The sequence below is a fragment of the Kitasatospora albolonga genome (assembly GCF_039535905.1).
In the GTDB taxonomy this organism is placed as follows: Bacteria; Actinomycetota; Actinomycetes; order Streptomycetales; family Streptomycetaceae; genus Kitasatospora; species Kitasatospora albolonga.
Map to the genome: position 1 here is coordinate 1 of NZ_BAAAYB010000126.1, position 26,763 is coordinate 26,763.

Genomic DNA, 26,763 nt, shown 5'->3' on the forward strand with positions numbered 1-26,763 from the left:
GGGCGCAGCAGAGCGGGCGCGGGGGCACCGGTCGGTGCCCCCGCGCCCGCTCATTCGCGGTGGTTCGGGGTTCAGGCCTTGCGGCGCCGGTGACGGAGGGTCAGGAGGAGGACCAGGCCCGCGGTGGTGAGGGCGGTCGCGAGGAGGGTGAGGAGGGTGGTGGGGGTGCCGCCGGTCTTGGGGAGGGGCTTCTTGGGCTCCTTCGGCTTCTTGGGCTCGTCCGGGGGCGGCGGGACGCGGTCGTTGTCGACGGTGACGGTGGTGGAGGCCTCCGGGCCGGTGGTGGTGAGGGTCAGTTCGGTGACGGGGGTGGTGGGGAGGCGGTAGCCGACGGGCGCCGCGGTCTCCTGGGCGTAGTAGGTGCCCGGGAGGAGCGGGCCGAAGTGGCAGGCGCCGTCGGCGTCAGTGGCGCAGGGGCTGCCGACGCGGGTGTCGGTGTCGGTCTGGAGCCCGGCCGTGGAGTTGGTCTCCCGCCACAGCTGGAAGACGGCTCCGGCGAGCGCCGCGTGGGTGGCGGTGTCCCGCTTGAGGACGTGGACGAAGCCGGGGCGGGGCTCGTTGACGACGGTGACGAAGACGCCCTCGCGGTGGTTGTCCTTGGTGACGGTCAGCGGTCCGAAGACGGCGGGGGAGGGGAGCAGGTAGCCGGTCGGCGCCTGGATCTCCTGCCAGTAGTAGCTGCCGAGGAGGACCTCGGTGCTGCACCGGCCGTCGGCGGGGGTGGTGCAGGGGGTGCCGATCCTGGTGTCGGTGTCCGTCTGGAGGCCGGTGGTGCCGTTGGTGTCCTGCCAGAGCTGGAAGACCGCGCCGGGGAGGGCGTGGCCGTCGGGGGTCGTCTTCAGGACCACGACCCAGCCCTTGAGCGGGCGGTCGACGGCGGTGACGGTGACGCCCTGGTCGAAGTTGGCGATCGTCAGGACGAGCGGGCCGAACACGGGCTGGGCCGGGAGCTCGTACCCGTCGGGTGCCTGGGTCTCCTGCCAGTAGTAGGTGCCGATCGGGGTGGTGGCGAAGCACCGTCCGGTGTCGGGGGTGGTGCACGGGTCACCGACGCGGGTGTCGCCGTCCGGCTGGAGGCCGGGGGTGCCGTTGGTCTCGCGCCAGAGCTGGAAGACCGCGCCCGCCAGGACCTTTCCGTCCGGGTCGGTCTTGAGCACGCTGACCACCCCGGGGAGGGGCTGGTCGACGGCGGTGGTGCTCACGCCCTGCCGGTGGTTGGAGGGGGTGAGGGTGAGCGGTCCGAAGACGGCGGGGTCCGGGAGTTGGTAGCCGGGCGGGGCCTTGGTCTCCTGCCAGTAGTAGGTGCCGAGGCCGACGGTGGCGGTGCACTGGCCGGGAGGGCCGGTGGTGCAGGGGGTGCCGACCTTGGTGTCGGTGTCGGTCTGGAGGCCGGTGGTGCCGTCGGTGTCCTGCCAGAGCTGGAACTCGGCCCCGGCGAGCGGGGTGCTGCTCGGGTCGGTCTTGGTGACCTTCACCTGACCGGTCATCGGCTGGTCCACGGCGGTGACGGTGGCGCCGGCCGTGTAGGTGGCGGGTGTGAGGGCGAGCGGGCCGAAGACGGCCGGATCGGGGAGCTCGTAGCCGTCGGGGGCCTTGGTCTCCTGCCAGTAGTAGGTGCCGAGGCCGACGGTGCTGGTGCACCGGCCGTCGGCGGGGGTGGTGCAGGGGGTGCCGACCTTGGTGTCGGTCTCGGCCTGGAGGCCGGTGGTGCCGTTGGTGTCCTGCCAGAGCTGGAACTCGGCGCCCGTCAGCGCGTCACCACCCGGGTTGGTCTTGAGGACGGTGACCTGACCGGTCATCGGCTGGTTCACCACGGTGATGGTGGCACCGGCCTCCGCGTTGGCGGCGGTGATCTCCAGTGCGCGGGTGATCCGTTGGACCGGCAGGATGTAGCCGTCCGGCGCCTTGGTCTCCTCCCAGTAGTACGTGCCGATCTCGACCTGCTGGCCGCACAGGCCGTCGGCCGCCGCCCTGCAGAGCTCACCGACCGTCAGGTCCGGCGTGCCGCCGTCCGGCTGGAGCCCGGCGCTGCCGTTGGTCTCCCGCCACAGACGGAACTCCGCGCCCTGGAGGATCCGGCCGGCGGGATCGGTCTTGAGGACCGTGACCCGGCCGCGGACGGGTTGGTCGACGGCGGTGGTGCTCACGCCCTGCTGGTGGTTGGTGGTGGTGAGGGTGAGGGGGCCGAAGACGGCGGGGTTGGGGAGGAGGTAGCCGGGTGGTGCCTGGGTCTCTTCCCAGTAGTAGGTGCCGAGGCCGACGGTGGCGGTGCACTGGCCGTTGGCGGGGGTGGTGCAGGGGGTGCCGATCTTGGTGTCGTCCGCTTGGAGGTCGGTGGTGCCGTTGGTGTCCTGCCAGAGCTGGAAGACGGCTCCGGCAAGGGCGTTGCCCTTGGGGTCGGTCTTGGTGACGGTGACGGCGCCGGTCATCGGCTGGTCGACGGCGGTGACGGCGGTGCCTGCCTGATAGGTGGTCAGGTCGAGCACCAGCGGTCCGAAGGCGGCGGGGGGAGGGGAGCAGGAAGCCGTCCGGGGCCTTGGTCTCCTGCCAGTAGTAGGTGCCGAGTTCGACGCTCGCGGTGCACTGGCCGTTGGCGGGAGTGGCGCAGGGGGCGCCGAGCTTGGTGTCCGGGGTGGCCCCGTCCTGCTGGAGCCCGTCGGTGCCGTTGGTCTCGTGCCAGAGCTGGAACTCGGCTCCGGCGAGGGTCTTGCCGGTGGGGTCGGTCTTGGTGACGGTGACGTTGCCCTTCACGGGCTGGTCGACGGCGGTGACGCTCGCGCCGGCCGAGTAGGTGGCCACCGTCAGGGTCAGGGGGCCGAAGACGGCGGGCGAGGGGAGGAGGAAGCCGGGCGGCGCCTGGGTCTCCTGCCAGTAGTAGGTGCCGATCTCCACGGAGTCCGAGCACTGGCCGGAGGCCGGGGTCGTGCACGGGGCACCGACGGTGGTGTCCGGGGTGGCGCCGTCGGTCTGGAGGCCGGGGGTGGCGTTGGTCTCGTGCCAGAGCTGGAAGACGGCTCCGGCGAGGACGTTGCCCTTGGGATCGGTCTTGGTGACGGTCACCGTGCCGCGGGCGGGCTCGTTGACCGCGGTGACGCGGGCCCCGGCGGTGTAGTTGGTGAGGTCGAGCACCAGCGGACCGGCGACCGGCTGGGCCGGGAGGAGGAAACCGTCCGGGGCCTTGGTCTCCTGCCAGTAGTAGGTACCGAGTTCGACGCTTGCGGTGCACTCGCCGATGGCGGTGGTGATGCACGGCGTACCGATGCGCGTGTCCGCGTCGGTCTGGAGACCGGCCACCCCGCTGGTCTCCTGCCAGAGCTGGAAGGTCGCACCCTCCAGCAGATTGCCCCTGGTGTCGGTCTTGGTGACGGTGACGTTGCCCTTGACGGGTTGGTCGACGGCGGTGGTGCTGATGCCCTGTTGGTAGTTGGTGGTGGTGAGGGTGAGGGGGCCGAAGACGGCGGGGTTGGGGAGGAGGTAGCCGGGCGGGGCTTGGGTCTCTTCCCAGTAGTAGGTGCCGAGGCCGACGGTGGTGGTGCACTGGCCGTTGGCGGGGGTGGTGCAGGGGGTGCCGATCTTGGTGTCGTCGGCTTGGAGGCCGGTGGTGCCGTTGGTGTCCTGCCAGAGCTGGAAGACGGCTCCGGCAAGGGCGTTGCCCTTGGGGTCGGTCTTGGTGACGGTGACGGCGCCGGTCATCGGCTGGTTGACCGCGGTGACGGTGGCGCCTGCCTGATAGGTGGTCAGGTCGAGCACCAGCGGGCCGGCGACGGGTTGGGCGGGCAGCAGGTAGCCGTCGGGCGCCTTGGTCTCCTGCCAGTAGTAGGTGCCCAGCTCGACCGAGGTGGTGCACTGACCGGATGCCGGGGTGGTGCAGACGGTGCCCACGCGGGTGTCGGTGTCGGTCTGGAGACCGGTGGTGCCGTTGGTGTCCTGCCAGAGCTGGAACTCGGCTCCGGCGAGGGTCTTGCCGGTGGGGTCGGTCTTGGTGACGGTGACGTTGCCCTTGACGGGTTGATCGACGGCCGTGGTGCTGACCCCGGTTGTGTAGTTGGTGGTGGTGAGGGTGAGGGGGCCGAAGACGGCGGGCGAGGGGAGGACGAAACCGGGTGGTGCCTGGGTCTCTTCCCAGTAGTAGGTGCCGAGGCCGACGGTGGTGGTGCACTGGCCGTTGGCGGGGGTGGTGCAGGGGGTGCCGACCTTGGTGTCGTCGGCTTGGAGGCCGGTGGTGCCGTTGGTGTCCTGCCAGAGCTGGAACACCGCGCCGGCCAGGAGGTTGCCCTTGGGGTCGGTCTTGGTGACGGTGACGGCGCCGGTCATCGGCTGGTCGACCGCAGTGGTGGTGACGCCCGCCTGATAGGTGGTCAGGTCGAGCACCAGGGGACCGAAGACGGCGGGCGAGGGGAGGAGGAAGCCCTCCGGTGCCTTGGTCTCCTGCCAGTAGTAGGTGCCCAACTCGACCGAGGTGGTGCACTGCCCGGAGGCCGGGGTGGTGCACGGGGTGCCGACCTTGGTGTCGTCCGCCTGGAGGCCGGTGGTGCCGTTGGTCTCGTGCCAGAGCTGGAACTCGGCTCCGGCGAGGACGTTGCCGGTGGGGTCGGTCTTGGTGACGGTGACGTTGCCCTTCACCGGCTCGTTGACGGCGGTCGCCGTGACGCCCGCCTGGTAGTTGGCGGAGGTGAGGACCAGCGGGCCGAAGACGGGCTGAGCGGGGATCAGGTAGCCGTCGGGGGCCTTGGTCTCCTGCCAGTAGTACGTCCCGAGCTCCACGGTGGTGGTGCACTGGCCGTTGGCGGGGGTGGTGCAGGGGGCGCCGACCTTGGTGTCCGCGTCGGTCTGGAGGCCGGTGGTGCCGTTGGTGTCCTGCCAGAGCTGGAACACCGAGCCCGCCAGCAGGTTGCCCTTGGGGTCGGTCTTCACCACCGTGACCACACCGGTCATCGGCTGGTCGACGGCGGTCGCGGTGACTCCGGCGGTGTAGTTGGCGGAGGTCAACTCCAGCGGACCGAAGACGGGTTGGGCCGGGAGGAGGTACCCGTCGGGCGCCTTGGTCTCCTGCCAGTAGTACGTCCCGAGTTCGACCGTGGCGGTGCACTGGCCGTTGGCGGGGGTGGTGCAGACAGCACCGACGCGGGTGTCGGCGTCGGTCTGGAGTCCGGCGACGGAGTTGGTCTCGCGCCAGAGCTGGAACTGCGCCCCGGCCAGCACCTGACCACGCGGGTTGGTCTTGGTGACGGTGACGGCGCCGGTCATCGGCTGGTCGACGGCGGTGGTGGTGACGCCTGCCTGATAGGTGGTCAGGTCGAGCACCAGCGGGCCGAAGACGGCGGGCGAGGGGAGGAGGAAGCCCTCCGGTGCCTGGGTCTCCTGCCAGTAGTAGGTGCCGAGCTCGACCGAGGCGGTGCACTGGCCGTTGGCGGGGGTGGTGCAGACGGTGCCGACGCGGGTGTCGGCGTCGGTCTGGAGTCCGGCGACGGAGTTGGTCTCGCGCCAGAGCTGGAACTGCGCCCCCGCCAGCACCTGGCCCTTGGGGTCGGTCTTGGTCACCGTGACGCTGCCCTTCACGGGCTCGTCGACGGCGGTCGCGGTGACTCCGGCGGTGTAGTTGGTGGAGGTCAGGACGAGCGGGCCGAAGACGGGTTGGGCCGGGAGGAGGTAGCCGTCGGGTGCCTGGGTCTCCTGCCAGTAGTAGGTGCCCAGGCCGACCGTGGCGGTGCACTGGCCGTTGGCGGGGGTGGTGCAGGGGGTGCCGACCTTGGTGTCGGTGTCGGTCTGGAGTCCGGGGGTGGAGTTGGTCTCGCGCCAGAGCTGGAACTGGGCCCCCGCCAGCACCTGCCCGGCCGGGTCGGTCTTGGTGACCGTCACCCGGCCGGTCATCGGCTGGTCGACGGCGGTGACGGTCACGCCCGCCTGGTAGGTGGCCGTGGTCAGGACGAGCGGGCCGAAGACGGCGGGCGAGGGGAGGAGGAAGCCGTCGGGGGCCTGGGTCTCCTGCCAGTAGTAGGTGCCGAGTTCGACGGTGGCGGTGCACTGGCCGTTGGCGGGGGTGGTGCAGACGGTGCCGACGCGGGTGTCGGCGTCGGTCTGGAGTCCGGCGACGGAGTTGGTCTCGCGCCAGAGCTGGAACTGGGCCCCCGCCAGCACCTGCCCGGCCGGGTCGGTCTTGGTAACCGTCACGGCGCCGGTGAGCGGCTGGTCGACCGCGACGGTGGTGACGCCCGACTGGTAGTTGGCGGAGGTGAGGACCGCCGGGCCGAAGACGCTGGGCGTCGGGAGCGAGTAGCCGTCCGGGGCCTGGGTCTCCTGCCAGTAGTAGGTGCCCAGTTCGACCGTGGCTGAGCACTGCCCGGAGGCGGGGGTGGTGCAGGCGGTGCCGACCTTGGTGTCCGGGGTGGAGCCGGTGGCCTGGAGGCCTTCGGCGCCGTTGGTGTCCTTCCAGAGTTGGAAGACGGCGCCCGGGAGCACCTTGCCGCTCGGGTCGGTCTTGGTCACCGTCAGCACGCCGGTCATCGGTTGGTCCACGGCCGGGACGGTGACGCCCGCCTGGTAGTTGGCGGTGGTCAGGACGAGCGGGCCGAAGACGGGCTGAGCCGGCATCAGGTAGCCGGGCGGAGCCTGGGTCTCCTGCCAGTAGTAGGTGCCGAGCCCGACGGTGGCGGTGCACTGCCCGGAGGCGGGGGTGGTGCAGGGGGTGCCGACCCTGGTGTCCGGGCTCGCGCCGCTGCTCTGCAGCCCGGCGGTGGAGTTGGTCTCCTTCCAGAGCTGGAAGACCGCGCCCGGCAGCACCGTGCCCGCCGGGTCGGTCTTGGTGACCGTGACGGCGCCCTCGGGCTGGTTGAAGCCGAAGTCGTAGGTGTGGTTGTTCTGGCCCGGGCCGCCGGTGGTGACGGAGTACTCGGGGTAGGTGCCGCCGGGCGGGACCCGGCCGTCGCTGTCGATGAAGTCGTTGGTGCCCGCGTCCGCCCGGGTCGGGACCCACTGGAAGAGCGGGCCGCCGGAGGCGTAGTCGGCGGGCAGGTCGACCTTGACGGTGTACCGGGTGTTCGGCCTGAGGGTGCCCGCGACGTTGGAGTTGTCGAAGTAGTACTCGCCGCGCGCGGTGGTCCTCATGGTGCCGACGATCGCGCCGGTGGAGTCGTACAGCCGGACGGTGGCGCCGACCACCGGGTTCTCGCCCGGGTCCTGGATGCCGTCCTTGTCGACGTCGTACCAGACCCGGTTGCCGATCTGCAGCGGTGCCTCGTCGCACATCACCTCGAGGTCGGCCATCGAGCCGCCCTTGCCGAAGGCACTGGTGAGCCGGTTGCCCATCTGGGCGTTGGTCGAGGGGCTGCTGCCGTCACGGTTCACCCAGGCGGTGCCACCGGTGAAGGTGGTCACGTTGTCCGGGTCCAGGGCGGAGCTGGCGATCGTGGTCTCCACCTTGGAGAGCGCGATGCCGGAGTAGAGCGCGTTGTGGTGGAACGCGGTGCGCTGCTGGTCGTAGTAGCCGTCCCCCCCGGGTGGTGTTGCCGCAGCCGAGGTTCTCGTGCATCACGTAGGTGGTGCCGCTGAGGCAGGCCCGGCTGAGCGCACCGCCGGACGACGGAGTGAGCAGACCGCCGCCGGCCACCGCCCGCTGAGCGTTGCCGATCTGGTCGCCGTAGCGGTCGCGGAAGCTCAGGATCAGCGAGCCGTCGGTGTCCACCACGATGTCGGAGAGCATCGGCTCGGGGTTGGACGAGTAGGTGTTGCCGCAGGTCGTCCCGTCCTGGGTGAGCGGGATGGTGTCCGACCACGGGTACCAGCCGTCGCCGTTGCAGGGGGCGACCGTGTACGTCACCGGGCGGGGGTAGTCGAGCCGCTGGTCGAGGATCACCGGTCCGAAGGTGCCCGCGACCGGGTCGAAGGTCCGTACGATCGCGCGCAGGTCGGACTTCCGCTGGGTCGACTCGCCCGAGCAGACGCCGCCGACGTAGACCATGCCGTCCTGCACGCCCAGGCCGTAAGGCCGCCAGTCACCGGCGGCCGGGCACGGGGTGGTCGGCGCCGGGATCGGGTAGACCGCCCGCGGTGCGGCGGCGGTCCGCTGGGTGGCGTCGTACCGGTAGAGCTGACGGTCCGCCAGGTTGACCACCCAGAGGTCCTGGCCGTCCTCCGAGACCTCGACGTCGCCCAGCGCCTCCTTGGCCACGGCCGGGGTGTAGGCCAGGTCCATGTTGGTGGCGAAGTTGTGTGCGGTGTTGTTGGTGTTCGGGACGGTGGCGAAGAGCGTGGTGGCGCCGGTCGAGCGGTCCGTCAGGTAGATCCCGCCGGTGCCGGCCGGGCCGTAGGCGGCGCCGCGGCGGGCCATGGCACCGCTGAAGATCCACCTCCGCTGCTTGCTGTACCCGATGCCGTAGACCGCGCCGGTCTGGACCTTGGTGGCCAGGTCGGTGGTCTGGTTGTTGTTGCCCCGCGCGCTGTAGGGAAAGGTCACCAGGGTCCGGGACTCGGTGTCGGCCGGGGTGGTGTCGCTGCGGATGCACGCCGTTACCAGGGGAGCGTTCTGCTGGCAGTAGTCGCCCGGGTTCCAGAACGCAGTGGTGTACGAGACGTTCCTGCCGCCCGAGAGGTCGACGAACTCCTCGGTGCTGCTCAGGTCGCCCGGCGCGGCGCTGAGGCCGCGGCGGTCGGCGAAGGCCGAGTACAGCACGCCCGGCTTGGGGTTGATCACCTGGACCCGGTACCTGCCGCCGGTCAGCGTGCTGCTGCCCGCGTTCAGGGTGACCTGGCCGTTGGCGCCGGTGGTGCCGCTGACGGTGGTGCCGGCGTCGTCGGTCAGGTTGACCGTCACGCCGGACATGCCGGGCTCCAGGACGCTGTCGTACGCGCCGTTCCCGTTCACCTCGCGGACCACCCGGACGGTGACCGAGCCGTCCCCGGCGGCGGCCTCGGCACCGGGCACCCAGCCGCCGAGGTAGCCGGCACAGAGGGCGAGGACGGTGAGGGCTGCTGCCCTCTTCGGCGGGCGGTACAGGGCGGACACAGGCGGTACCTGGGCCTTTCTCCGGACGGTGCTGTTCTCCGGAGAATGTCCTAAGAAATGAGACCCCTACTTTCTGAAACGCCGTCAAACCGTATTGTCGGACGCGCGTTTTCATCCCCTCGGACCAGCAGGGCTTGCGCGAACGGCCGAGGCCGCCCCCGCGCGGTGGCGGGGGCGGCCTCGGTCAGCCGGGGTGCGGCGTCCTGACGGGAGGTCAGGCCGTCGGGGCCGGGAAGGTCGGGTACTCGACGCCCGAGACGTGCTGGACGACCCGCACGACCTGGCAGGAGTAGCCGAACTCGTTGTCGTACCACAGGTAGAGGATGGCGTTGTCGCCGTCCACCTTGAGCGCGCCCGCGTCCACGATCGAGGCGTGGCGGGAGCCGATGAAGTCGTTCGACACCGCGTCGGGGGCGTTGGTGAAGTCGATCTGACGGCGCAGCGGCGAGGTCAGCGACACCTCGCGCAGGTGGTCCAGGACCTCCTCGCGGCTGGTCTCGCGGGCCAGCTGCAGGTTCAGGATCGCGATCGAGACGTCCGGCACGGGGACGCGGATCGAGGAGCCGCTGATCTTCGCCTTGAGGTCCGGCAGGGCCTTGGCGACGGCGGACGCGGCACCGGTCTCGGTGATCACCATGTTCAGCGCGGCGGCGCGGCCACGGCGGTCCGAGGAGTGGTAGTTGTCCAGCAGGTTCTGGTCGTTGGTGTACGAGTGGACGGTCTCCACGTGGCCGCGGAGCACGCCGTACTCGTCCGCCATCGCCTTCAGCGGCGGGACGATCGCGTTGGTGGTGCAGGACGCGCAGGAGATGATCTGCTCGTCCGGCTTGATCGTGTCGTGGTTGACGCCGTGCACGATGTTGGGGACGTCGCCCTTGCCCGGGGCGGTCAGCACGACCTTGGCGATGCCCGGCTGCAGGTGCTTCGACAGGCCCTCGCGGTCCCGCCAGATGCCGGTGTTGTCGACCAGGATGGCGTCGTTGATGCCGTACTCGGTGTAGTCGACCGTGGTCGGGTCGTTCGAGTAGATGACCTGGATCGCGGTGCCGTTGGCGATGATCGTGTTGGTCGCCTCGTCCACCGTGATGGTGCCGTTGAACTGACCGTGGATCGAGTCGCGGCGCAGCAGCGAGGCGCGCTTGACCAGGTCGTCGCCCTTGCCCTTGCGGACGACGATGGCCCGCAGGCGCAGGCCGTTGCCCGAGCCGGCCTTCTCGACCAGCAGGCGGGCCAGCAGGCGGCCGATCCGGCCGAAGCCGTAGAGCACGACGTCGCGGGACTCGCGGCGCTCCAGCTTGTTGGGGCCGACCGCACCGGCCACCGCCTCAGCCGTGAACTCCTCGACCGTCAGGCCGCGGGCGTCGTTCTTGTAGGTGGCCGCGAGGATCCCGAGGTCGATCTGGGACGGGCCGAGGTCGAGCGAGGTGAGCGCGTGCAGGAAGGGCAGCGTCTCGGTGACCGAGAGCTCCTCGCCGGCGATCTGGCGGGCGAACCGGTGGGTCTTGAGGATGGAGACAACCGACTTGTTCACCAGGGAGCGGCTGTGCAGCAGGACGTTGACGTCCTTCTCCCGGTGGAGTCGGCCGATGATCGGAATCATCGACTCCGCGATCTCCTCGCGGTTGTTCCAGTTCGTGAGCACGTCGTCGTTGACAGTCACAAGTCCATCTTTCGAGGGTAGGGCCTTGCCCCCATGCTAACTTCGGCCGGTTTCGATCTTGCGGCCGGACCACCCCTGACCAGGCACGGAGCCGTGGAGGGGTGACGGACTTCACGGTCGGCACCCTCGTTCACCGTCAGCTCGGCCCCCCTCGACGGCGGCGGACCGGCGAAGGTTCAGGAACGAACGGCCTGGGTCACACCGGTCAGGACGGCGGTCGAGGCCAGGCTGCCGATCGCGACCATCCCGACGCCGATCACGAAGAGCCCGTCGCCGCCCGACCAGTCGACCCAGGCCGCGGTGGCCAGGCCGCCCGAGACGCCGAGCACCCCCGCCGCCGGGTACTGCCGCAGGGCCGCCCACAGCACGGCCGGCAGCAGGGTCAGCACCAGCCCGATGACCTGCCAGGCCTGGTAGGGGCCGGAGACCGAGCCGTCCGGGAGCTCGTCGTACCGCTGGTCCCAGCCCAGCCAGGCGGTCCAGGCAGCGGCGGCGAACAGGGCGAGCAGGAGGGCGGCGGCGGGGTGCGGGAGTCTCGGTGTCATGGGAACAGCCTCCCGGCCGTGGGTGGGGGCGGGACAGAGTAGCCGTACTCAGGTTCCGGCCCGGTACGGGACTCAGGGGCGGCGGCCGGATATCCGTTTGCCGCGGTGGGGGAACGGCGCCGATGATCGTGCGGGCCCGTGACCGGGCCGTGTGACCCACCGTCGGATCCCCTGGAGGAAGACCTTTGCACCCTGATCTCGCCGTGGCGGAGGAACTGCTCGTGGCCGAGGACCTGCCCGGAGCGGCCCGTGAGCTCCGGCGGCTCGCCGAGCAGGTGCCGGCCGATGAGCTCGCGCCCTTGGTGGAGCGGCTGGCCGGACTGGCCGAGATCGACGAACTGTGCGGCGCGGCAGCCCAGTTGGCCGCGAACGCCGGGGACCCGGAGGCGCTGTACGACTACGGCTACGCCTGCATCGAGCACGGGCTCTCCGCGTTGGCGGTGCCGGCCCTGCGCGAGGCGCTGGCGGTCCTCCGCGAGCCGAAGCGGGGGCTGTTCGGGCGGACCCGGCCGGTGGACACCCGGCGGGTGCGCCAGGTGCTGATGGAGCTGGTGGCCGCGCTGGAGGACGGCGAGCGGCACGGCGAGGCCGTCGAGGTGCTGCGGGAGCAGGCCGCGGGCGCCGGACTGGCGGACTGGCCGGAGGGGTACCTGCTGGCGTTCAACGCGCTGATGGACGGGCAGTTGGGGCTCACCCGTGAGGTGTTCGAGCGGCTGGCGGAGCCGGCGCCGGACTGGCGCTCGGCGGCCGACCGGATCGCCCGCTCGCTGGCCCGGGCGGCGGCGGCCCCGCCGGTGGACGGGGAGGACCTGCGGGGCTGGCACCACGTGCTGACGGGGGGTCTGCTGGCCACCCTCTCGCCGTACGGCTTCCGGGCCGGGATGACCGGCCGGTACGCGTACCTCGGCGACACCTTCGACAACTGCCGGCTCGGACTGGAGCGGCTGCGGGTGGTGCTGGACGCCACCGGGCGCCGGGTGACCTCGGTCGCGCTGCTGCCGGACCGGGGCAGCCGGGCGCTCGGGCTGGCGGCGGCCGCGCTGTTCAACCTGCCGGCCGCGCCGTACCGGCCGGGGGTCGCGGGCGCACTGGTGGTGGCGTACGACCTCAACGCCTGTGACCAGGAGCTGGTCGCGCGGTTGAACGAGCGGGCGCCGGACGAGGTGCTCTACGAGCACGCCACCTGCTGGACCGACACCCCGATCGTCTCGGCGGACGTCTGCGGCCTGCTGGCCCAGACCGTGGTCGCGCCGTGGGAGCCGGGGATGAGCTTCGACGCGGACGGCGAGCGGACGGAGCCGGAGCCCGACCGGCGTTCCGCCGAGGAGCTCGCGGAGGCGATCGTGGCGGCCGACGGCACGCCGGACGCGGGCGACGGGGAGGCCCCGGCCGACTCCGCCGAGCTGCTGGCGGCGTACGCCGCGCGGGTGGCCGGGGTGTGGGCCCGGGCCGGTGCGACCCGGGACCGGGTGCGGTCCTCCGGGCCGGTGCGGAGCGGGCGCTTCGCCTGACGACCGGTCACAGACCGCGGACGTCCAGCAGGGGCGGGCTCACCGGCCAGGGTGAGTCCGCCGTTGCCGTTGTCGCCGCTGCGGCCAGGCGGAGCGCGCCGAGCAGCGGCGGACCGTCGGGGGTGTGGTGGCGGGCGTCCGGGGGGAGGGCGGCCAGGGTCGCGGCGCGCAGGGCTTCGAGGTTGAACAGGCCGCCGGTGAGGGCGATCCGGGGCTCGCGCAGGCCGGTGGCGGCGGCCGCGGCGGTGGCCGCGATCTCCTCGCCGGCCCGGCGGATCAGCGCGGCGGAGACCGGGCAGCCCCGTGCGGCGGCGGTGGCCACGTCCGGGGCGAAGGCGGCGAGCAGACCGGCGCGGTCGGCCCGGGTCTGCAGGGCGGCGGGGAGGCCGGCGGCCGGGCCGTAGCGGTCCTGGGCAAGCGTCAGCAGGGCGGGGGAGCCGCCGGTGCGGCCGTCCACGGCGCGCAGGGCGGCTTCGAGGCCGGCCCGGCCGAGCCATGATCCGCCACCGCAGTCGCCGAGCAGTTGGCCCCAGCCGTCGGCGCGGCGCCAGGTGGCGGTGGGGTGCGGGAGGGCGAGGCCCCCGGTGCCCGTTGCGGCGTCGGCCGCTCGGGGCGGTTGCTGACCGCGGGCCGCTCCGTGGTCCTGGGCACGTTCGGATCCGTCCGCGCGGGAGAGGGCCGGGTGCAGGCCGAGGGCGACGACGCCGGTGCCGGCGGCGACGACCACGCCCGGGCGGGGGCCGAGGGCGCCGGCGTAGGCGCTGACGGCGTCGCTGGCCAGCACGAGCCGGCGGGCGCCGGTTGCGCGGGCCAGCGGGCCGGGCAGCTCGGCGGCCAACTCCCGCCCCAGCAGGGCCATTCCGGTCGCGCCCACGGCCACCGCGCCGATCCGGGTGCCGGGTGTGAGCAGGTCGCCGAGGGCGGGCAGCAGCCGCTCCAGGAGGGCGGTGGCGTCCTGGCCGCCGGTGGTGATCCGGGCGGGGGCGGGGATCCGGAGGGAGCGGAGGGTGGTCTCCGGACGGTCGGCCGGGGCGAGGGCGAGCCGGACGCCGGTGCCGCCGACGTCGATGCCGAGGACCGCTTCGGAGGTGTCGGCCGGTCCGTGGTCCACTCGTTCGCTCCCGTTCGTGTCGCGGTGCCCCATTCTGGCACTGCCGCACTGGAGGCCCAGCTCCCGGTTCAAACGTGACATGTCTCACCCGAAGTCGTGACGCGACGTCAGGTCGTGTGCGGGTACAGGTGGATGACTTCTGGGCAAATGGGGACAGCTCGCTCACGGTGGGTCAGATCGGCTGGGCGGGGCGGGATCGAGCGCGTGGCGGCCATGATCGGCGACGAGTAGCGTCCGCAGGGCTTTTCTGTCACTTGCCGGGGGACGAGTGCTCCCTCGGCCTGCCTTCTTTGGGAGCAATCGTGCGTGTGGGGCGAAGGCTGACATGGCCGCTGGTCGCGGCGCTGGCCGTACCCGTGGCGGTCGGATCGGTGCCGGCCACGGCGGCGGCCGTGGTGCCGCCGACCGTGGTGGAGGACTACAGCTACCCGGGCGCGGCGCAGATCCTGGCCGAGCGCGGCATCACCCTGAAGTCGGGCGACGGGCGCTTCCTGCTCGCCGACTGCGCCTCGGGTTCGGGTCTGGTGCACGTGCTCAGCCGGGCATTGACGCCCAGTGAGGTCTGCTTCAAGGTCAACGGCCGCGAGGGCCGGCTGGTCATGGAGATCCCGCGGGTCTACCAGATCAAGGCCGACGACCACGCCATCAAGGCCTCGCTCACCGCCGACGGCACCACCAAGGTCGTCGACCTCCAGAAGAACTTCTGGAACCCGGTCGGCGAGGGGAGTTCGGGCTCGGAGAGCGTACTGCTGGAGCTGAACGCCACCGGCGACGGCCCGGTCGGGATCGGCGGCCCGATCAGCGCCCAGCCGGCCGTCACCGCCGTCAGCATCGGCAAGCCCGGTGCGGACGGCTCCCGGCTGTGCACCGGCACGGTGGTGGACCCGCAGTGGGTGCTCACCGCCAAGAGCTGCTTCGCCGACGCCCCGGACACCTCGATCGAGGTGGCGGCCGGCGCGCCGAAGACGAGGACGACGGTCTCGATCGACCGCCTCGACATCGCCTCCCCGCTGGTCCAGGAGGTCGAGGTCACCGAGCTGGTGCCGCGCGCCGACCGTGACGTGGTGCTGCTGAAGCTGGCCAAGGCCGTCACCGGCGTCATGCCGCTCACCATCGCCCCCACCGCCGCCGCCACCGGCGAGGTGCTGAAGACGGCCGGCTACGGCCGCACCAAGGACCGGTGGCTGGCCTACGAGATGCACACCGGGCAGTTCTCGGTCGACTCGGCCACCGCCACCACGCTCGCCGCGAGCAGCGTGAACGGCTCCACCGTCTGCCGCGGCGACGCCGGTGGTCCGGTGCTGCGCGAGAGCAACGGATCGACGCAGGTCGTGGCCGTCAACACCCGCTCCTGGCAGGGTGGTTGCCTCGGCGTCACGGAGACCCGCACCGGTGTCACGCAGACCCGGGTGGACGACCTGGTCTCCTGGCTCCAGGGGCTCGGCGTCCAGTACGCCGCCTCCGGCTACACCCCGGTGACCGCCACCCGCGTGCTGGACACCCGGGTCGCCGGCAGCACCGCCTGGGAGAACGACCCGGCCGGCGGCACCGCCCTGGAGCTCAAGCTCGGCCAGGCCGGCACCAGCCCGCTGAAGCTGCCGGCCGGCGCCACCGCCGCCGTCCTGAACGTCACCGTTGTCAGCCCGGCGAGCGCCGGCTTCGTCGCCGTCCGGCCGACCAAGGCCGCCCGCCCGGCCGGCTCCTCGGTCAACTTCACCGCCGGTCAGGTGGTGCCCAACCTGGTCACCGCCCCCGTCGACGTGGACGGCACCGTCCACCTGTGGGCCAACACCGCCAACGTCAACCTCGTGGTCGACGTCCTCGGCTACTACAGCCCCCAGTCCACCGGCAAGTTCACCGCCCGGACCCCGGCACGGTTGATCGACACCCGCACCACCGCCACGCCCGTCGGCGCCTACTCCACCCTGGACGTCCAGGTGGGCGGCCTGAACGGCGTGCCGGCCAACGCGACCGCCGTGGTGCTCAACCTGACCGTCACCAACCCGGGTGCCGGCGGCAACCTGACGGCCTTCCCGGCCGGCACCACCAGGCCCGCCACCTCCAACCTCAACTACTCGGCCGGCCAGACCATTTCGAACCAGGTCATCGTCCCGGTCGGTGCCAGCGGCAAGGTCTCCTTCTACAGCCACAGCGGTGCGAACACCGATCTGATCGTGGACTTCGTCGGCGACTACGGACCCACCGGCGCCGGTCTCTACCGGCCGATCGCCCCGCAGCGGGTGCTGGACACCCGCCTCAACGGCGGTGCGCCGCTCAGCTACGGCCAGGTGGCCGGCATCAAGGGCACTCCGCCCGGTGCCAAGGCCTCGGTGCTCAACGTGACGGCCGTCCTCCCCGAGAGCGCGGGCTTCTTCACCCTCGCCCCGAGCGGTGCCGCCCGTCCGGCCACCAGCAACATCAACTTCTGGGCGGGCGCGCTGCTCTCGGCCCAGGCCGTGGTCTCCAACGGCGAGCCGTTCCCGGCGAGCCAGAACGACATCGCCCTGCACGTCAGCAGCGGCAAGGTGCACGCGGTGGCCGACCTTTCCGGCTACTTCACCGCCACCAGGTGACCGGCTGACAGCCGCCGGTGGTGCGGCGCCGAGCGCGCCGCACCACCGGCTCCGTCGCCGCCGGCCCGGAGGCCGGCGGCGTTCCCGGCACCAACGGGTGCCCGAGGGAGAAGGCCAGAACCGATGGGGGCGCAGGACTGATGAGGGTGACAGTACGGGCACGCGGAACGCGGTGGCGGGCAGCCGCCGCGGGCGTGCTGACGATGAGTCTGGTGGCGGGGGTGCCGGCCGCTTCGGCCCTGGCGGACACCGTGCCGGCCCAGGGCCCGGTCGCCGACCGGGTGGCCGCCGTGGCGGCCTGGAAGGCCGGCGGGCCGCTGGTGCGCCGCGCGGCCGAGACGGCGCTGGCGGGCTCGGACGCCGAGGTGACGGCGTTCGTCAACGGCGGCCGGGCGGCCGCCGAGGAGCAGGACCTGCGGGTGCGGCTGGAGCAGCTGCTCGCCGAGGCGGGCCCGGGCGTCCGGGAGGCCGGCCTCAAGGCCCTGGCCCCGGAAACCGGTTCGGCCGCCAAGGTGCGGGCGATGCTGGACGGCGGGGCGCGCAAGCAGTACGAGGACGACCAGCGGGTCCGGCTGTCGCAGATCATGGCGATGGGCGGGCCCGGGGTGAAGGCCGCGGCCAACAAGGCCATGGACGGCACCATCGAGGACGTCAACCGCTTCCTGAACGTGGGTCAGTTCAAGGAGCGCGACGACGACGACAAGGTCCGGCTCAGCCAGTTGATGGCCACCGGCGGCCCGGAGGTCAAGAAGGCGGCCGGGGCCGCGCTCGACGGCGGGGCCGAGGACGTCCGGGCCTTCCTGCGCTACGGCTGGCAGACCGCCGCCGCGCACGACCGGGAGACCCTGACGGTCGCTCAGCTGGCCGACGTGGCGGGCAACGCCTCCACCAGGGCGCGCGAGCAGTCCCGGGTCGCCGAGGACGCGGCCAAGCGGGCGATCGACGCCTCGCGGCTGGCCAAGGAGGCGGCCGAGCTGGCCGCGAAGGAGACCAGGCTCGCCCAGGGCGAGGCCGGCAAGGCGGCCAACGCGGCCGGCCGGGCCGCCGACGCTGCGGGCCGCGCCGCCGGCGCCGCCCGGACGGCCTCCTCGGCCGCCGCCGCAGCCAACGAGGCGGCCCAGCAGGCGGCGAACGCGGCGGCCGACGCCTCGGCCGCCTCCACCAAGGCCGGGGACGCCGCCGCGCGGGCCCGCGACGCCGCCGCTGCCGCGGCCATCAACGAGAAGGACGCCGGCAAGGCCCGGGACGCGGCCGTCGCGGCCCGCAACGCGGCCGCCGACTCCCGCACCTCGGGCGAGGCCGCAGCCTGGGCCGGCCGGGCCGGGCTCCAGGCAGCCGCCGCCGCGAAGGCCGCGGCCGACGCCGGTGACAACGCGACGGCCGCGGCCGACGCCGCCCTCGAAGCGGCGAACCAGTCGGGCGTCGCCTCCGAGGCCGCAGGCCGGGCCCGCCGGGCCGCCGACCAGGCCAGGGCCGCCGCGGCCGAGGCCCGCCGGGCCGCGCGGATCACCGTGCGGATCGCCGAGGAGGCGGCCGAGGCCGCCGCCGAGGCGCAGCGCGCCGCCGAGCGCGCGGCCGGCCACGCCGATGCCGCCGCTGCCGCCGCCGACGCCGCGGCCGCCCACGCCGGTGAGGCCGCGACCGCGGCCAACACCGCGCAGGCCGCCGCCAACGAGGCCAACGCCGCGGCCGACACCGCGGCGAAGGCCGCCGAGTCGGCGCACAAGCTCACCGACCTCTCCCGCCGCAGCGACGACGAGCGGCTGACGGCGCAGGCCGCGGCCGAGATGGCGATCGCCGAGGAGGCCGCCCGGGTCGAGGCGGAGAAGACCAAGGTCGCCGCCTGGGAGGCCGGAAAGAGCGTTCAACTGGCCTCCTCCACCGAGCAGTTGCTCGCCGAGGCGACGGCCGCCGGGGTCACCCCCGCGGTCGCCGTGGCCAAGGGGCGGCAGGCCGCCTGCCAGCTGCTGACCGCCGGCGGCCCGTGGGCCAAGGCGGCGGCCGCGACCGCGCTGGAGGGCCGGGACTCCGACGTCCTCGCCTTCCTGAACGGCGGTCTGGCGCAGGGGCGCGACCGCGACGACCGGGTCAGCGCCATGACGATCGCCCAGCGCTCGACCAAGGCGGCCGAGCGGCTGGCGGCGGAGACCGCCTCGGTGGGCACCACCGCGCAGGTCCACGAGTTCGTCCTGAACGGTGCCTACCCGGGCAAGGACGACGACGACCGGGTGCTGCTGTCGCAGATCATGACGGCGGGCGGCCCGGGCGTGAAGGAGGCCGGCAGCAAGGCACTGGACGGCGGCATCGAGGCCGTCCGCGCGTTCCTGGCGGTGGGTCAGTACAAGGCCCGGGACGACGACAACCGGGTCCTGATCAGCCAGGCGATGACGGCCGGCGGCGGTGAGGTCAAGGCCGCCGGGCAGGCGGCGCTCTCCGGACCGGCCTCCGGTCTGGTGACCTTCCTCCAGATCGGCCTGCCCAAGGCCCAGCAGCGGGACTCCTACACCCGGGCCCACGTCGCCACCGTCAGCTCCTACCTGGCGAGCATCGACGGCTCGGTGTCGACGGCCCGTCAGTACGCGGCCCAGGCCTCGCAGTCCTACGCCCTGGCCCGCAACGCCCAGGTCGAGGCCCAGGGTTACGCGGACAAGGCCACCGCCTCGGCCCAGGAGGCCGACCGCTGGGCCGCCCAGGCCGCCGAGTCCGCCCGCCAGGCCAAGGCCTCCGCCGAGCAGGCGGCCGCGTACGCCCGGCAGGCCCAGAACAGCGCCGCCTCGGCCGACGCCGCGGTCCGCCGGGCCGACGCCTCGGCCAGCGCGGCGGAGGGCTTCGCCGCGCAGGCCAAGAAGTACGCGGACGAGGCGAAGAAGTCCTCCGACGACGCGAAGGCCTCGGCCGCCGCGGCGAAGAAGAGCTCCGAGGAGGCCGAGCAGGCCGCCAAGGAGGCGCGCGAGATCGTCTGGCAGAAGCAGCAGAAGGAGGCGGCCGAGGGCAGGACCGAGAGCGAGACCGCGACCGTCGACGAGAACGGCCGGGTCTCCTTCGTCGAGGTCCACCAGAAGGAGGGGATGAAGCAGGAGATCGTCCGCGAGGACATGTCCAAGTGCGTCCAGGACGACCCGGGCACCGAGTTCGGCTGGCTCTTCAAGTCCGACTCCAAGACCTGGCACAGGAACGGCGCCGGCGTCGAGGTCTGCAACGTCGTCGTCACCGTCAAGGCCAAGGGCGAGATCGAGTACATCCTGCGGACCTGCCCGGAGGCCAACCTCTCGATCGCGGCCTGCCAGGGCAAGTACACCACCTGGGACACCCTCGTCCTGCAGACCCAGTCGATCGACACCGAGTACCAGACCACCGTCGAGCTCGCCTACGGCGACTACCTGAAGCACTTCAAGGTGTCCTGTCAGAACGCGCAGGGCGGGAAGCCCGTCTGCGCGTCGGGTGACAGTTCGCGGCTGCTGCTGCACATGCTGACCGACGACTTCGTGAAGTGCTTCAAGAACTTCGGCCTCAACGGGCCCTGCGCCTGGGCGGCTTCGAACTTCATCCCCTACGGCACCCTCGCCAAGGGCGCCAAGGGCATCGTCGCCTTCCGCTTCGCTCTGGAGACGGGCGTCGGCATCGAGCAGGCCAAGCTCGCCCTGCAGGCCTCCCTGGAGGGCTACAGCGACGCGGTGAAGCTCAAGATGATGGCGAGCGCCGACGTGATCCTCGCCCTCCGCAACTCGCTGAGGGGCGACGGCGCCGGCGCGGACGCGGCGCTCGCGGCCCTGCGCAACAACCCCAACGTCGACCGGGCCCTGGTCCGGCAGTTGGAGACCGAGACGCAGATCGCCGGGGACGTGCGGACGGTCTGCGAGACCAACAGCTTCCCGGCCGGCACCACCGTGCTCGCGGGCGACGGCACCCGCCGCACCGTCGAGACCGTACGGGTGGGCGACCTGCTGCTGTCCACCGATCCGTCCACCGGGGCCGACAGCGCCCGGACGGTGACCGCCACCTACCGGCACGACACCGTCGACCTGGTCGACCTCGACGTCGAGGGGACCGGCCGGATCACCAGCACCGCCGGGCACCTGCTGTACGTCGAGGGCACGGGCTGGCGGGAGGCCGGCGCCCTGCGGGCCGGTGACGTCCTGGTCGGCCAGGACGGTGCCGCGCACCCGGTGACCGGCACCGGCCGGCGCACCGAGGCCGCTGCCGAGACGGTCTACGACCTCACGGTGGACGGGCCGCACACCTTCTACGTCGGCGGCCGGCAGGGCGACGGAGCCCCGGTGCTCGCGCACAACTGCTTCAACCTGATCGCCGACGAGGCGCCGTTCGACCCGCGGGCGCACACGCTCCGCGACCACGTCGCCTCGGGTGCCGGGGGGACCGCCACCGAGGCGGCCGCGCGGCAGATGGCCGTGGACAAGGGCGTCAACGGCGTGTTCACCAAGGTGGAGTACGCCAACCTCGCACTGAGGGACGCGATGCAGAAGGCCAACCCGCGGGTGGCCAACTGGCTGAACCCGAGCAAGCCCCCGTACGACGAGTTCCTGGAATTCGAGATCGACGTCAACGTGAAGTTCAACGGCCAGGACGTCACCTCGCTGGGCAAGTCCTACAAGGCCAACGGCCCGAACACGGCGGACGTCACCGTCCGGGACACGGGTTCCAGGGTCCGGGTCCGGCTCGCCAAGGTGGCCAACCCGAGGGACCACGGCGGCAAGAAGTGGGTCTGCACCTCGATCTTCCCGGTCTAGGTGTGGCAGCGGTGCCGGGCCTCCGGCACCTGACGGGCTGACAGCAGCCCGGTGCACGTGACGGCGTACGGCCGGGGCAACCAGCTCCGGCCGTACGCCGTTTCCGTGGAGCTGCCCTCGGAGCTGCCCCGGGGCGACCCTGCGGACGGCCCCGGGGTGCCCGTCCGGTCCACGGGGCGCGGGCCGGGCGGGCGTGGGCTCGTGAAGATCCTGGAAGAGCCGGGTGAACTCGCGTGGCGGTGCATCGCCCCAGCTGGGCGGACGTGCGGTGGGACCTGACGGTGCACGAACCCGGGGGCGAGGTGGCGTGGGCATGCTGGTTATCATCGGTCCGGCAGTTCGTCGGACGGCGGTCGACGGAAGCGTTCCCGTGGCAGTGCCGTGCACGGGGAGGGACCCATCGGCGCGGGGGCCGTTCGGGTGCCCGCGGTGTGTCCGCCGAAGCCGTGCCCGGCCCCGCACCGCGCGATCCGTCGGGATGAACATGAACAAGGGCCTCGCCAGCCGTGGCACCCACGCCGTCACCGGAGCCGTCATCGGCGCCCTGCTGCTCACCGCCTGCGGGTCCGGTGGTGCCGGTGACAAGAAGGTCGACCTCAAGGACCAGCTGCCCAAGCGGTACCGGGAGGCCGGTGTGATCAAGGTCGGTGCCTCCTTCACCGCGGCCCCGGTCATCTTCAAGAACGGCCAGGGCAAGCCGGACGGGCTGGACCCCGACCTGGCCGCCGCGATGGAGCGGCTGCTCGGCGTGAAGTTCGACTTCGTCGACGCCGGTCCGTTCGCCAACGTGCTGCCCGGCGTGCTGGACAAGAAGTTCGACATCGGCATGTCGGGCATCACCGACACCCGTGAGCGCCAGCAGGGCCTGGACAAGAACGGCACCCCGGTCAACGAGGGCGTCGACTTCGTCGACTACTTCATGGCCGGGATCGGGATGGTGGTCAAGGAGAAGAACCCCAAGGGCGTCGACACCATCGACGGCCTGTGCGGCCACTCGGTGACGGCCAAGAAGGGCACCACCCACAACGACCTGATGATCCGCCAGCAGAAGGCCTGCGAGCACGCCGGCAAGCCGCTCAAGGCGCTGGAGACCGGCTCCGACGACGAGGCGCTGGCCAACGTCCGCAACGGTCTCGCCGACGTCTACATCACCGACTACCCCAAGGCCCAGCACAACGCCCAGACCCTGGACGAGGGCCGCACCTTCGACCTGGCCGGGCCGCAGCTGCAGTCCCGCCCGTACGGCATCGCCGTCCGCAAGGGCGACCAGGAGCTGCGGGACGTACTGGTCAAGGCGGTCAACGCGCTGATCCTGGACGGCACCTACGACGCCGTGCTGCAGAAGCGGCTGCTCGTCGAGGGCGCGATCCAGAACTCGGTGGTCAACGGCAGCCACTGACGCCGCGCCGGTCCGCTGGCCGGGCCGTCCGGCGGCCTGTCTGACGCAGAACGCCCGTACCGGGAACCAGCCCGACCGGTACGGGCGTTCGGGCTGTTCGGGCGGAACCGTCCCGCCCTCGGCGACCACGGAGGTACCCGGCGATGTCCCACCGTCTCTTCTCCTACGGCACCCTGCAGCTGGAGCAGGTCCAACTCGACCGCTTCGGGCGCCGGTTGGACGGCAGCCCGGACGCGCTGCCCGGCCACCTGATGACCGTGCTGCGGATCACCGACCCGGGGGTGATCGCCAGCAGCGGCACCGACCACCATCCGCTGGTGCTGCCCTCGGACGACCCGGAGGACCTGGTCGAGGGCAGCGTCTACACCGTCACCGACGAGGAGTTGGCCGCCGCGGACGACTACGAGGTGGACGACTACGCCCGGCGCGAGGTGGTGCTCGCCTCCGGCACCCGGGCCTGGGTGTACCTCGCCTCCTCGGCGGTCTGACCGGCCGGCGCTTCACCCGTGCGGCCGACCGGCCGATGTAGTCCTCAGGGCGTGCCGCCGCACGGGTGCGGCGCGCTCCGAGGGCGAGGAGGAGTGCGGTGACCCAGCAGGGCTTCGAGGTCGGGACGGCGCCCGGGGCGGTGCCCGGGATCGGGCACGCCTGGCAGATGATGCGCAGTCCGGTCCGGTTCATGACCTCCCTGGCCGCCCACGGCGACCTGGTGCGGATCAGGATCGGCCCGTCCACCGCGTACGTGCCCTGCCATCCCGAGCTGCTGCGCCGGGTGCTGACGGGCGACCAGGTCTACGACAAGGGCGGGGTCTTCTACGACCGGGCGCGCGACGTGGCCGGGAACGGTCTGGTCACCTGCCCGCACCGGGACCACCGGCGCCAGCCCATCGGCTCCGGGTGGACGTTCTCCCAGACCACGAACCCGGCCAGGGCGGCGACCGCGACCAGCAGGGTGACCAGACCGCGGCCATCGAACGCGCCGTGCTGCGGGATCTCGATGATCCACCAGATCAGCGCCGTCATGCCGACCGCCGAGAGCACCGCACCGATCGGGTCGGGCTTGCGCCAGGGGCCCTTGGACTCGGGCATCAGCAGCAGGGCGGCGGCGATCGCCACGGCCACCACCGGGACGTTCACGAAGAAGATCGAGTGCCAGGAGAAGTGGTCGATCAGGAAACCGCCCAGCACCGGGCTGCCGACCAGGCCGAGCATCGAGACCGAACCCCAGGCCGCCATCGCCTTGCCGCGCTCGTCCTCGTCGAAGACGGTGATCAGGATGGAGAGCGTGGACGGCATGATCAGCGCGCCGCCGACGCCCATCGCGATCCGGGCCGCGATCACCTCTCCGGGGTTGGTGCAGACCGTCGCGGCCAGTGAGGCCAGGCCGAAGAGCAGCAGACCGGTGATCATCACCTTGCGGCGCCCGAAGCGGTCGCCCAGGCTGCCCGAGGTGAGCAGCAGGCCCGCGAAGACCAGCACGTAGGAGTCCAGGATCCACTGGATGTCCTGGGCGCTCGCCCCGATCTCGGCGGTCATCGCCGGCACCGCCACGGTCAGCGCCATGCTGTCGACCACCAGCACCAGGGTCGCCAGGCAGAGCACGACCAGGATCCACCAGCGGTGGGGATTGCGGGATTCCATCACTCTGCCCTCTCGGCTGCGCACACTGTTCCTTCGGTGAGAACACTGTACGCAGCTGCGTACAGTGTTCGCAAGAGGCGAGCTGTGTACGCTGGAGCGAACGCCGTACGCACGGAGAAGACGGAGGAGGACGCATGGCAGCCAAGGCCGCACCCGTCGCATCGGTCTGGGCCCGGGAGCAGCGCGAACCCGACCAGCCGGGCCTGAGCCGGGCCGGGATCGTCCGGGAGGCGATCGCGATGCTCGACGCGGAGGGCGTGGAGGCGCTCAGCATGCGCAAGCTCGGCGCCCGGCTGAACGCCGGGGCCACCTCGCTCTACCGGCACGTCGCCACCAAGGACGAGCTGATGGAGCTCGCGGTGGACGAGGTCGCGGCCGAGATCTCGGTGCCGCCGCCCGGCGGGGCGGACTGGCGGGCCGACGTGACGGCCGCCGCGCGGTCCTTCCGGGACGCCTCGCTCCGGCACCCGTGGCTGTCCTCGCAGCTCGGCCAGGCCGGGCTGGCCTACCTGGGGCCGAACCTGATGGCCTATTCGGAGAAGCTCGCCGCGCTGGTCACCGTGGTCGGCTTCGAGGAGCCCTCACGGGCCATCGACGTGGTCTTCGCCTACGTCATCGGCATGACCACCACCGAGTCGGCCTGGCTGGCGACCATCGCCCGCTCGGGCGAGACCGAGGCGGAGTTCATCGCCAACCGGATGCCGGCCGCCCTCGTGGCGGCCTCCGACCACGCACACCTGACGGCGGCCTACGGGACGGTCGCCCCCGACCCGGTCGCCATCCGCGAGGACAAGTTCACCGACGGCCTGGAGATCATCCTGGACGGCCTCGAAGGCAGGCTGAACGCAAGGCGTTAGTGGCTACGCCGCCGGGGGCGCGAGGAACTGCGCGAGTCGGAAGGCGGCTCACCTGCAACTGAGGCTCCGTCAGCCAGTTGCAGGTGCTGCCGTTCCCCCGCGCGCAGTTCCTCGCGCCCCCAGCGGCGCAGCCACTCCCCTAGCCCTCGGGCCCGAGCAGCGCGGCGAGCGCGCGGCGGATCTCGGCGCGGCTGGGGTCGACCCCGGCCCAGGCGGCGTGGCCGTCGGGGCGGACCAGCAGGGTGGTGTCGCGGAGCTTGCCGTGCGGGGAGGCGGGGGCGGCGGCCACCGCGCGGTCGGCCCAGGGTTCGAGGACGGTGCTGAGGTCGTCGTTGGAGACCAGGACGGCCTTGCCGCCGCGCAGGGCCTCGTAGAGCCGGGTGGGGGCGCCGGGGGCGTCGACGGCGAGGCGCAGGTCGGGGATCCGACGGCCGGTCAGGTGGTGGGTGCCGCTGGGGGCGGGGTAGTCGATGCCGATGCCGGAGATCCGCTTGACCCCGGCCTCGCCGACCGGGCCGAGCCGGTCGCCGAGGACGCCGACCGCGCCGCGCAGCAGCCGGGCCGGGGCCGAGCCGCCGAGGGCGACCCGGACCAGGGCGCCGGAGCTGAGCACGGCGGCCCGGCCGACCGGCCAGCGTTCGGTCTGGTAGCTGTCCAACAGGGCGTCAGGGGCCCAGCCACGGACGGCTCCGGCCAGCTTCCAGCCGAGGTTGGCGGCGTCCTGGAGGCCGGTGTTCATGCCCATGCCGCCAGCCGGGGAGTGGCAGTGGGCGGCGTCGCCGGCCAGCAGGACCCGGCCGGAGCGGTAGTTGGGGGCCTGGCGTTCGTCGCTGTGGAAGCGGGAGAGCCAGCGGGCGTCGTGCAGGCCGTGGTCCTCGCCGAAGGCCTCCCGGGTGATGGCGGCGATCTCGTCGAGCTCGACCGGTGCGTCGTCCGGGAGTTGGTGGTTGCGGTCCCAGGCGATCACCCGGTACCAGCCGTCGCCGAACGGGACCAGGAAGGCGAAGCCGTTCTCCCCCGCGCCGACGTTCAGGGTGTCGGCCGGCGGCCGCTCCAGCCGGACGTCGGCGAGCAGTACGGAGTTGACCACGGACTGGCCGGGGAAGGGGATGCCCAGCAGGTCGCGGACGGCGGAGCGGACCCCGTCGGTGCCGACCGCGTAGGCGGCGGTGTACGTCCGGCCGTCCCGGGTGTCCAGCTCGACCCGCTGTCCGTCCTGCCGCAGGTCGGAGACCTCGGCGCCCCGGACGATCACCGCCCCGGCCTTCACCGCCCGCTCCTGGAGCAGCCGTTCGACGTTGTACTGCGGGGTGATCAGGACGAACGGGAAGCGGGAGTGCAGCCGGTCCAGCCGGGCCTCCAGGCCGCCGAACAGCCGCAGGTGGTCCAGGGTGGTGCCGGTGGTGATCAGCTCGTCGGCCAGGCCGCGGGCGTCCAGCTGTTCCAGGGTGCGGGCGTGCACGGCGAAGGCCCGGGTGAGGTTGGACTCGGTGGTCCGCTTCTCCAACACCGTCACCCGCAGCCCGGCGGTGGCCAGGTCCCCGGCCAGCAGGAGCCCGGTCGGGCCCGCGCCGACCACCACCACATCGGATGCCAGCTGCTTCTCGGACATGCCCATCTCCCGTTGATCGGACCAGCGTTCGAGCCGGGCCCGCACACTGCCCGGGCCTTCTAAGCTTCCTCTCAGCCTTCCATCATCGCGGGCCCATCAGTCCCT

The 26,763-nt window shown here is 72.4% G+C and carries 12 protein-coding genes and 3 pseudogenes; 6 read left to right on the forward strand and 9 right to left on the reverse strand.

Going from position 1 to position 26,763, the window contains the following annotated elements; all coding sequences use genetic code 11:
• Nucleotides 1-71: 71 nt before the first annotated feature.
• From ABD946_RS30815 to ABD946_RS30835, 6 genes and pseudogenes are all read right to left on the reverse strand, one after another.
• Nucleotides 72-2,147, reverse strand: a complete 2,076-nt coding sequence (locus ABD946_RS30815) for a SpaA isopeptide-forming pilin-related protein (RefSeq protein ID WP_425558743.1) — start codon at nucleotides 2,145-2,147, stop codon at nucleotides 72-74.
• A 111-nt stretch (nucleotides 2,148-2,258) separates the two neighbouring features.
• Nucleotides 2,259-2,429: pseudogene (locus ABD946_RS43075) on the reverse strand (SpaA isopeptide-forming pilin-related protein); the annotation flags it as partial.
• Nucleotides 2,430-2,523: 94 nt separating this feature from the next.
• Nucleotides 2,524-7,305, reverse strand: a pseudogene (locus ABD946_RS30820) (SpaA isopeptide-forming pilin-related protein); the annotation flags it as partial.
• Nucleotides 7,306-7,333: 28 nt separating this feature from the next.
• Nucleotides 7,334-9,001 carry a hypothetical protein gene (locus ABD946_RS30825; RefSeq protein WP_345288850.1) on the reverse strand — a complete coding sequence of 556 codons (1,668 nt, stop codon included), beginning with the start codon at nucleotides 8,999-9,001 and terminating at the stop codon, nucleotides 7,334-7,336.
• 214 nt (nucleotides 9,002-9,215) lie between these two features.
• A complete protein-coding gene (locus ABD946_RS30830) occupies nucleotides 9,216-10,661 on the reverse strand; it encodes a glyceraldehyde-3-phosphate dehydrogenase (protein ID WP_345288852.1) in 1,446 nt (481 codons plus the stop codon).
• 176 nt (nucleotides 10,662-10,837) lie between these two features.
• Nucleotides 10,838-11,206, reverse strand: coding sequence for a hypothetical protein (locus ABD946_RS30835; protein WP_345288853.1), 369 nt, complete (start codon nucleotides 11,204-11,206; stop codon nucleotides 10,838-10,840).
• A 203-nt stretch (nucleotides 11,207-11,409) separates the two neighbouring features.
• Between ABD946_RS30835 and ABD946_RS30840 the strand changes: the two genes are divergently transcribed.
• The gene (locus tag ABD946_RS30840; protein WP_345288854.1) at nucleotides 11,410-12,717 is read left to right on the forward strand and encodes a hypothetical protein; all 1,308 of its coding nucleotides are present in this window, start codon (nucleotides 11,410-11,412) and stop codon (nucleotides 12,715-12,717) included.
• A 7-nt stretch (nucleotides 12,718-12,724) separates the two neighbouring features.
• Here ABD946_RS30840 and ABD946_RS30845 read toward each other — a convergent pair whose 3' ends face one another.
• Nucleotides 12,725-13,828, reverse strand: a complete 1,104-nt coding sequence (locus ABD946_RS30845) for a BadF/BadG/BcrA/BcrD ATPase family protein (RefSeq protein ID WP_345288856.1) — start codon at nucleotides 13,826-13,828, stop codon at nucleotides 12,725-12,727.
• A 308-nt stretch (nucleotides 13,829-14,136) separates the two neighbouring features.
• Between ABD946_RS30845 and ABD946_RS30850 the strand changes: the two genes are divergently transcribed.
• The 4 genes from ABD946_RS30850 to ABD946_RS30865 all read left to right on the forward strand — a co-directional run bounded on the left by ABD946_RS30850 (nucleotide 14,137) and on the right by ABD946_RS30865 (nucleotide 23,036).
• Nucleotides 14,137-16,401, forward strand: coding sequence for a trypsin-like serine protease (locus ABD946_RS30850; RefSeq protein ID WP_345288858.1), 2,265 nt, complete (start codon nucleotides 14,137-14,139; stop codon nucleotides 16,399-16,401).
• 212 nt (nucleotides 16,402-16,613) lie between these two features.
• On the forward strand, nucleotides 16,614-21,149 hold the full coding sequence (locus ABD946_RS30855; protein ID WP_345288859.1) for a polymorphic toxin-type HINT domain-containing protein: 4,536 nt from the start codon (nucleotides 16,614-16,616) through the stop codon (nucleotides 21,147-21,149).
• Nucleotides 21,150-21,627: 478 nt separating this feature from the next.
• Nucleotides 21,628-22,548 (forward strand): transporter substrate-binding domain-containing protein, encoded by a 921-nt coding sequence (locus ABD946_RS30860; protein WP_345288860.1) that lies wholly within the window; start codon nucleotides 21,628-21,630, stop codon nucleotides 22,546-22,548.
• Nucleotides 22,549-22,691: 143 nt separating this feature from the next.
• The gene (locus tag ABD946_RS30865) at nucleotides 22,692-23,036 is read left to right on the forward strand and encodes a gamma-glutamylcyclotransferase family protein (RefSeq protein WP_345288862.1); all 345 of its coding nucleotides are present in this window, start codon (nucleotides 22,692-22,694) and stop codon (nucleotides 23,034-23,036) included.
• 397 nt (nucleotides 23,037-23,433) lie between these two features.
• Here ABD946_RS30865 and ABD946_RS30875 read toward each other — a convergent pair.
• A pseudogene (locus ABD946_RS30875) lies at nucleotides 23,434-24,189 on the reverse strand (MFS transporter); the annotation flags it as partial.
• Nucleotides 24,190-24,323: 134 nt separating this feature from the next.
• Between ABD946_RS30875 and ABD946_RS30880 the strand changes: the two are divergent.
• Complete coding sequence (locus tag ABD946_RS30880; RefSeq protein ID WP_345288863.1) at nucleotides 24,324-25,046, forward strand: TetR/AcrR family transcriptional regulator; 723 nt, start codon at nucleotides 24,324-24,326, stop codon at nucleotides 25,044-25,046.
• A 139-nt stretch (nucleotides 25,047-25,185) separates the two neighbouring features.
• On the opposite strand, the gene ABD946_RS30885 is transcribed toward ABD946_RS30880, so the two are convergent.
• Nucleotides 25,186-26,658, reverse strand: a complete 1,473-nt coding sequence (locus ABD946_RS30885) for an FAD-dependent monooxygenase (RefSeq protein ID WP_345288864.1) — start codon at nucleotides 26,656-26,658, stop codon at nucleotides 25,186-25,188.
• Nucleotides 26,659-26,763: the final 105 nt, after the last annotated feature.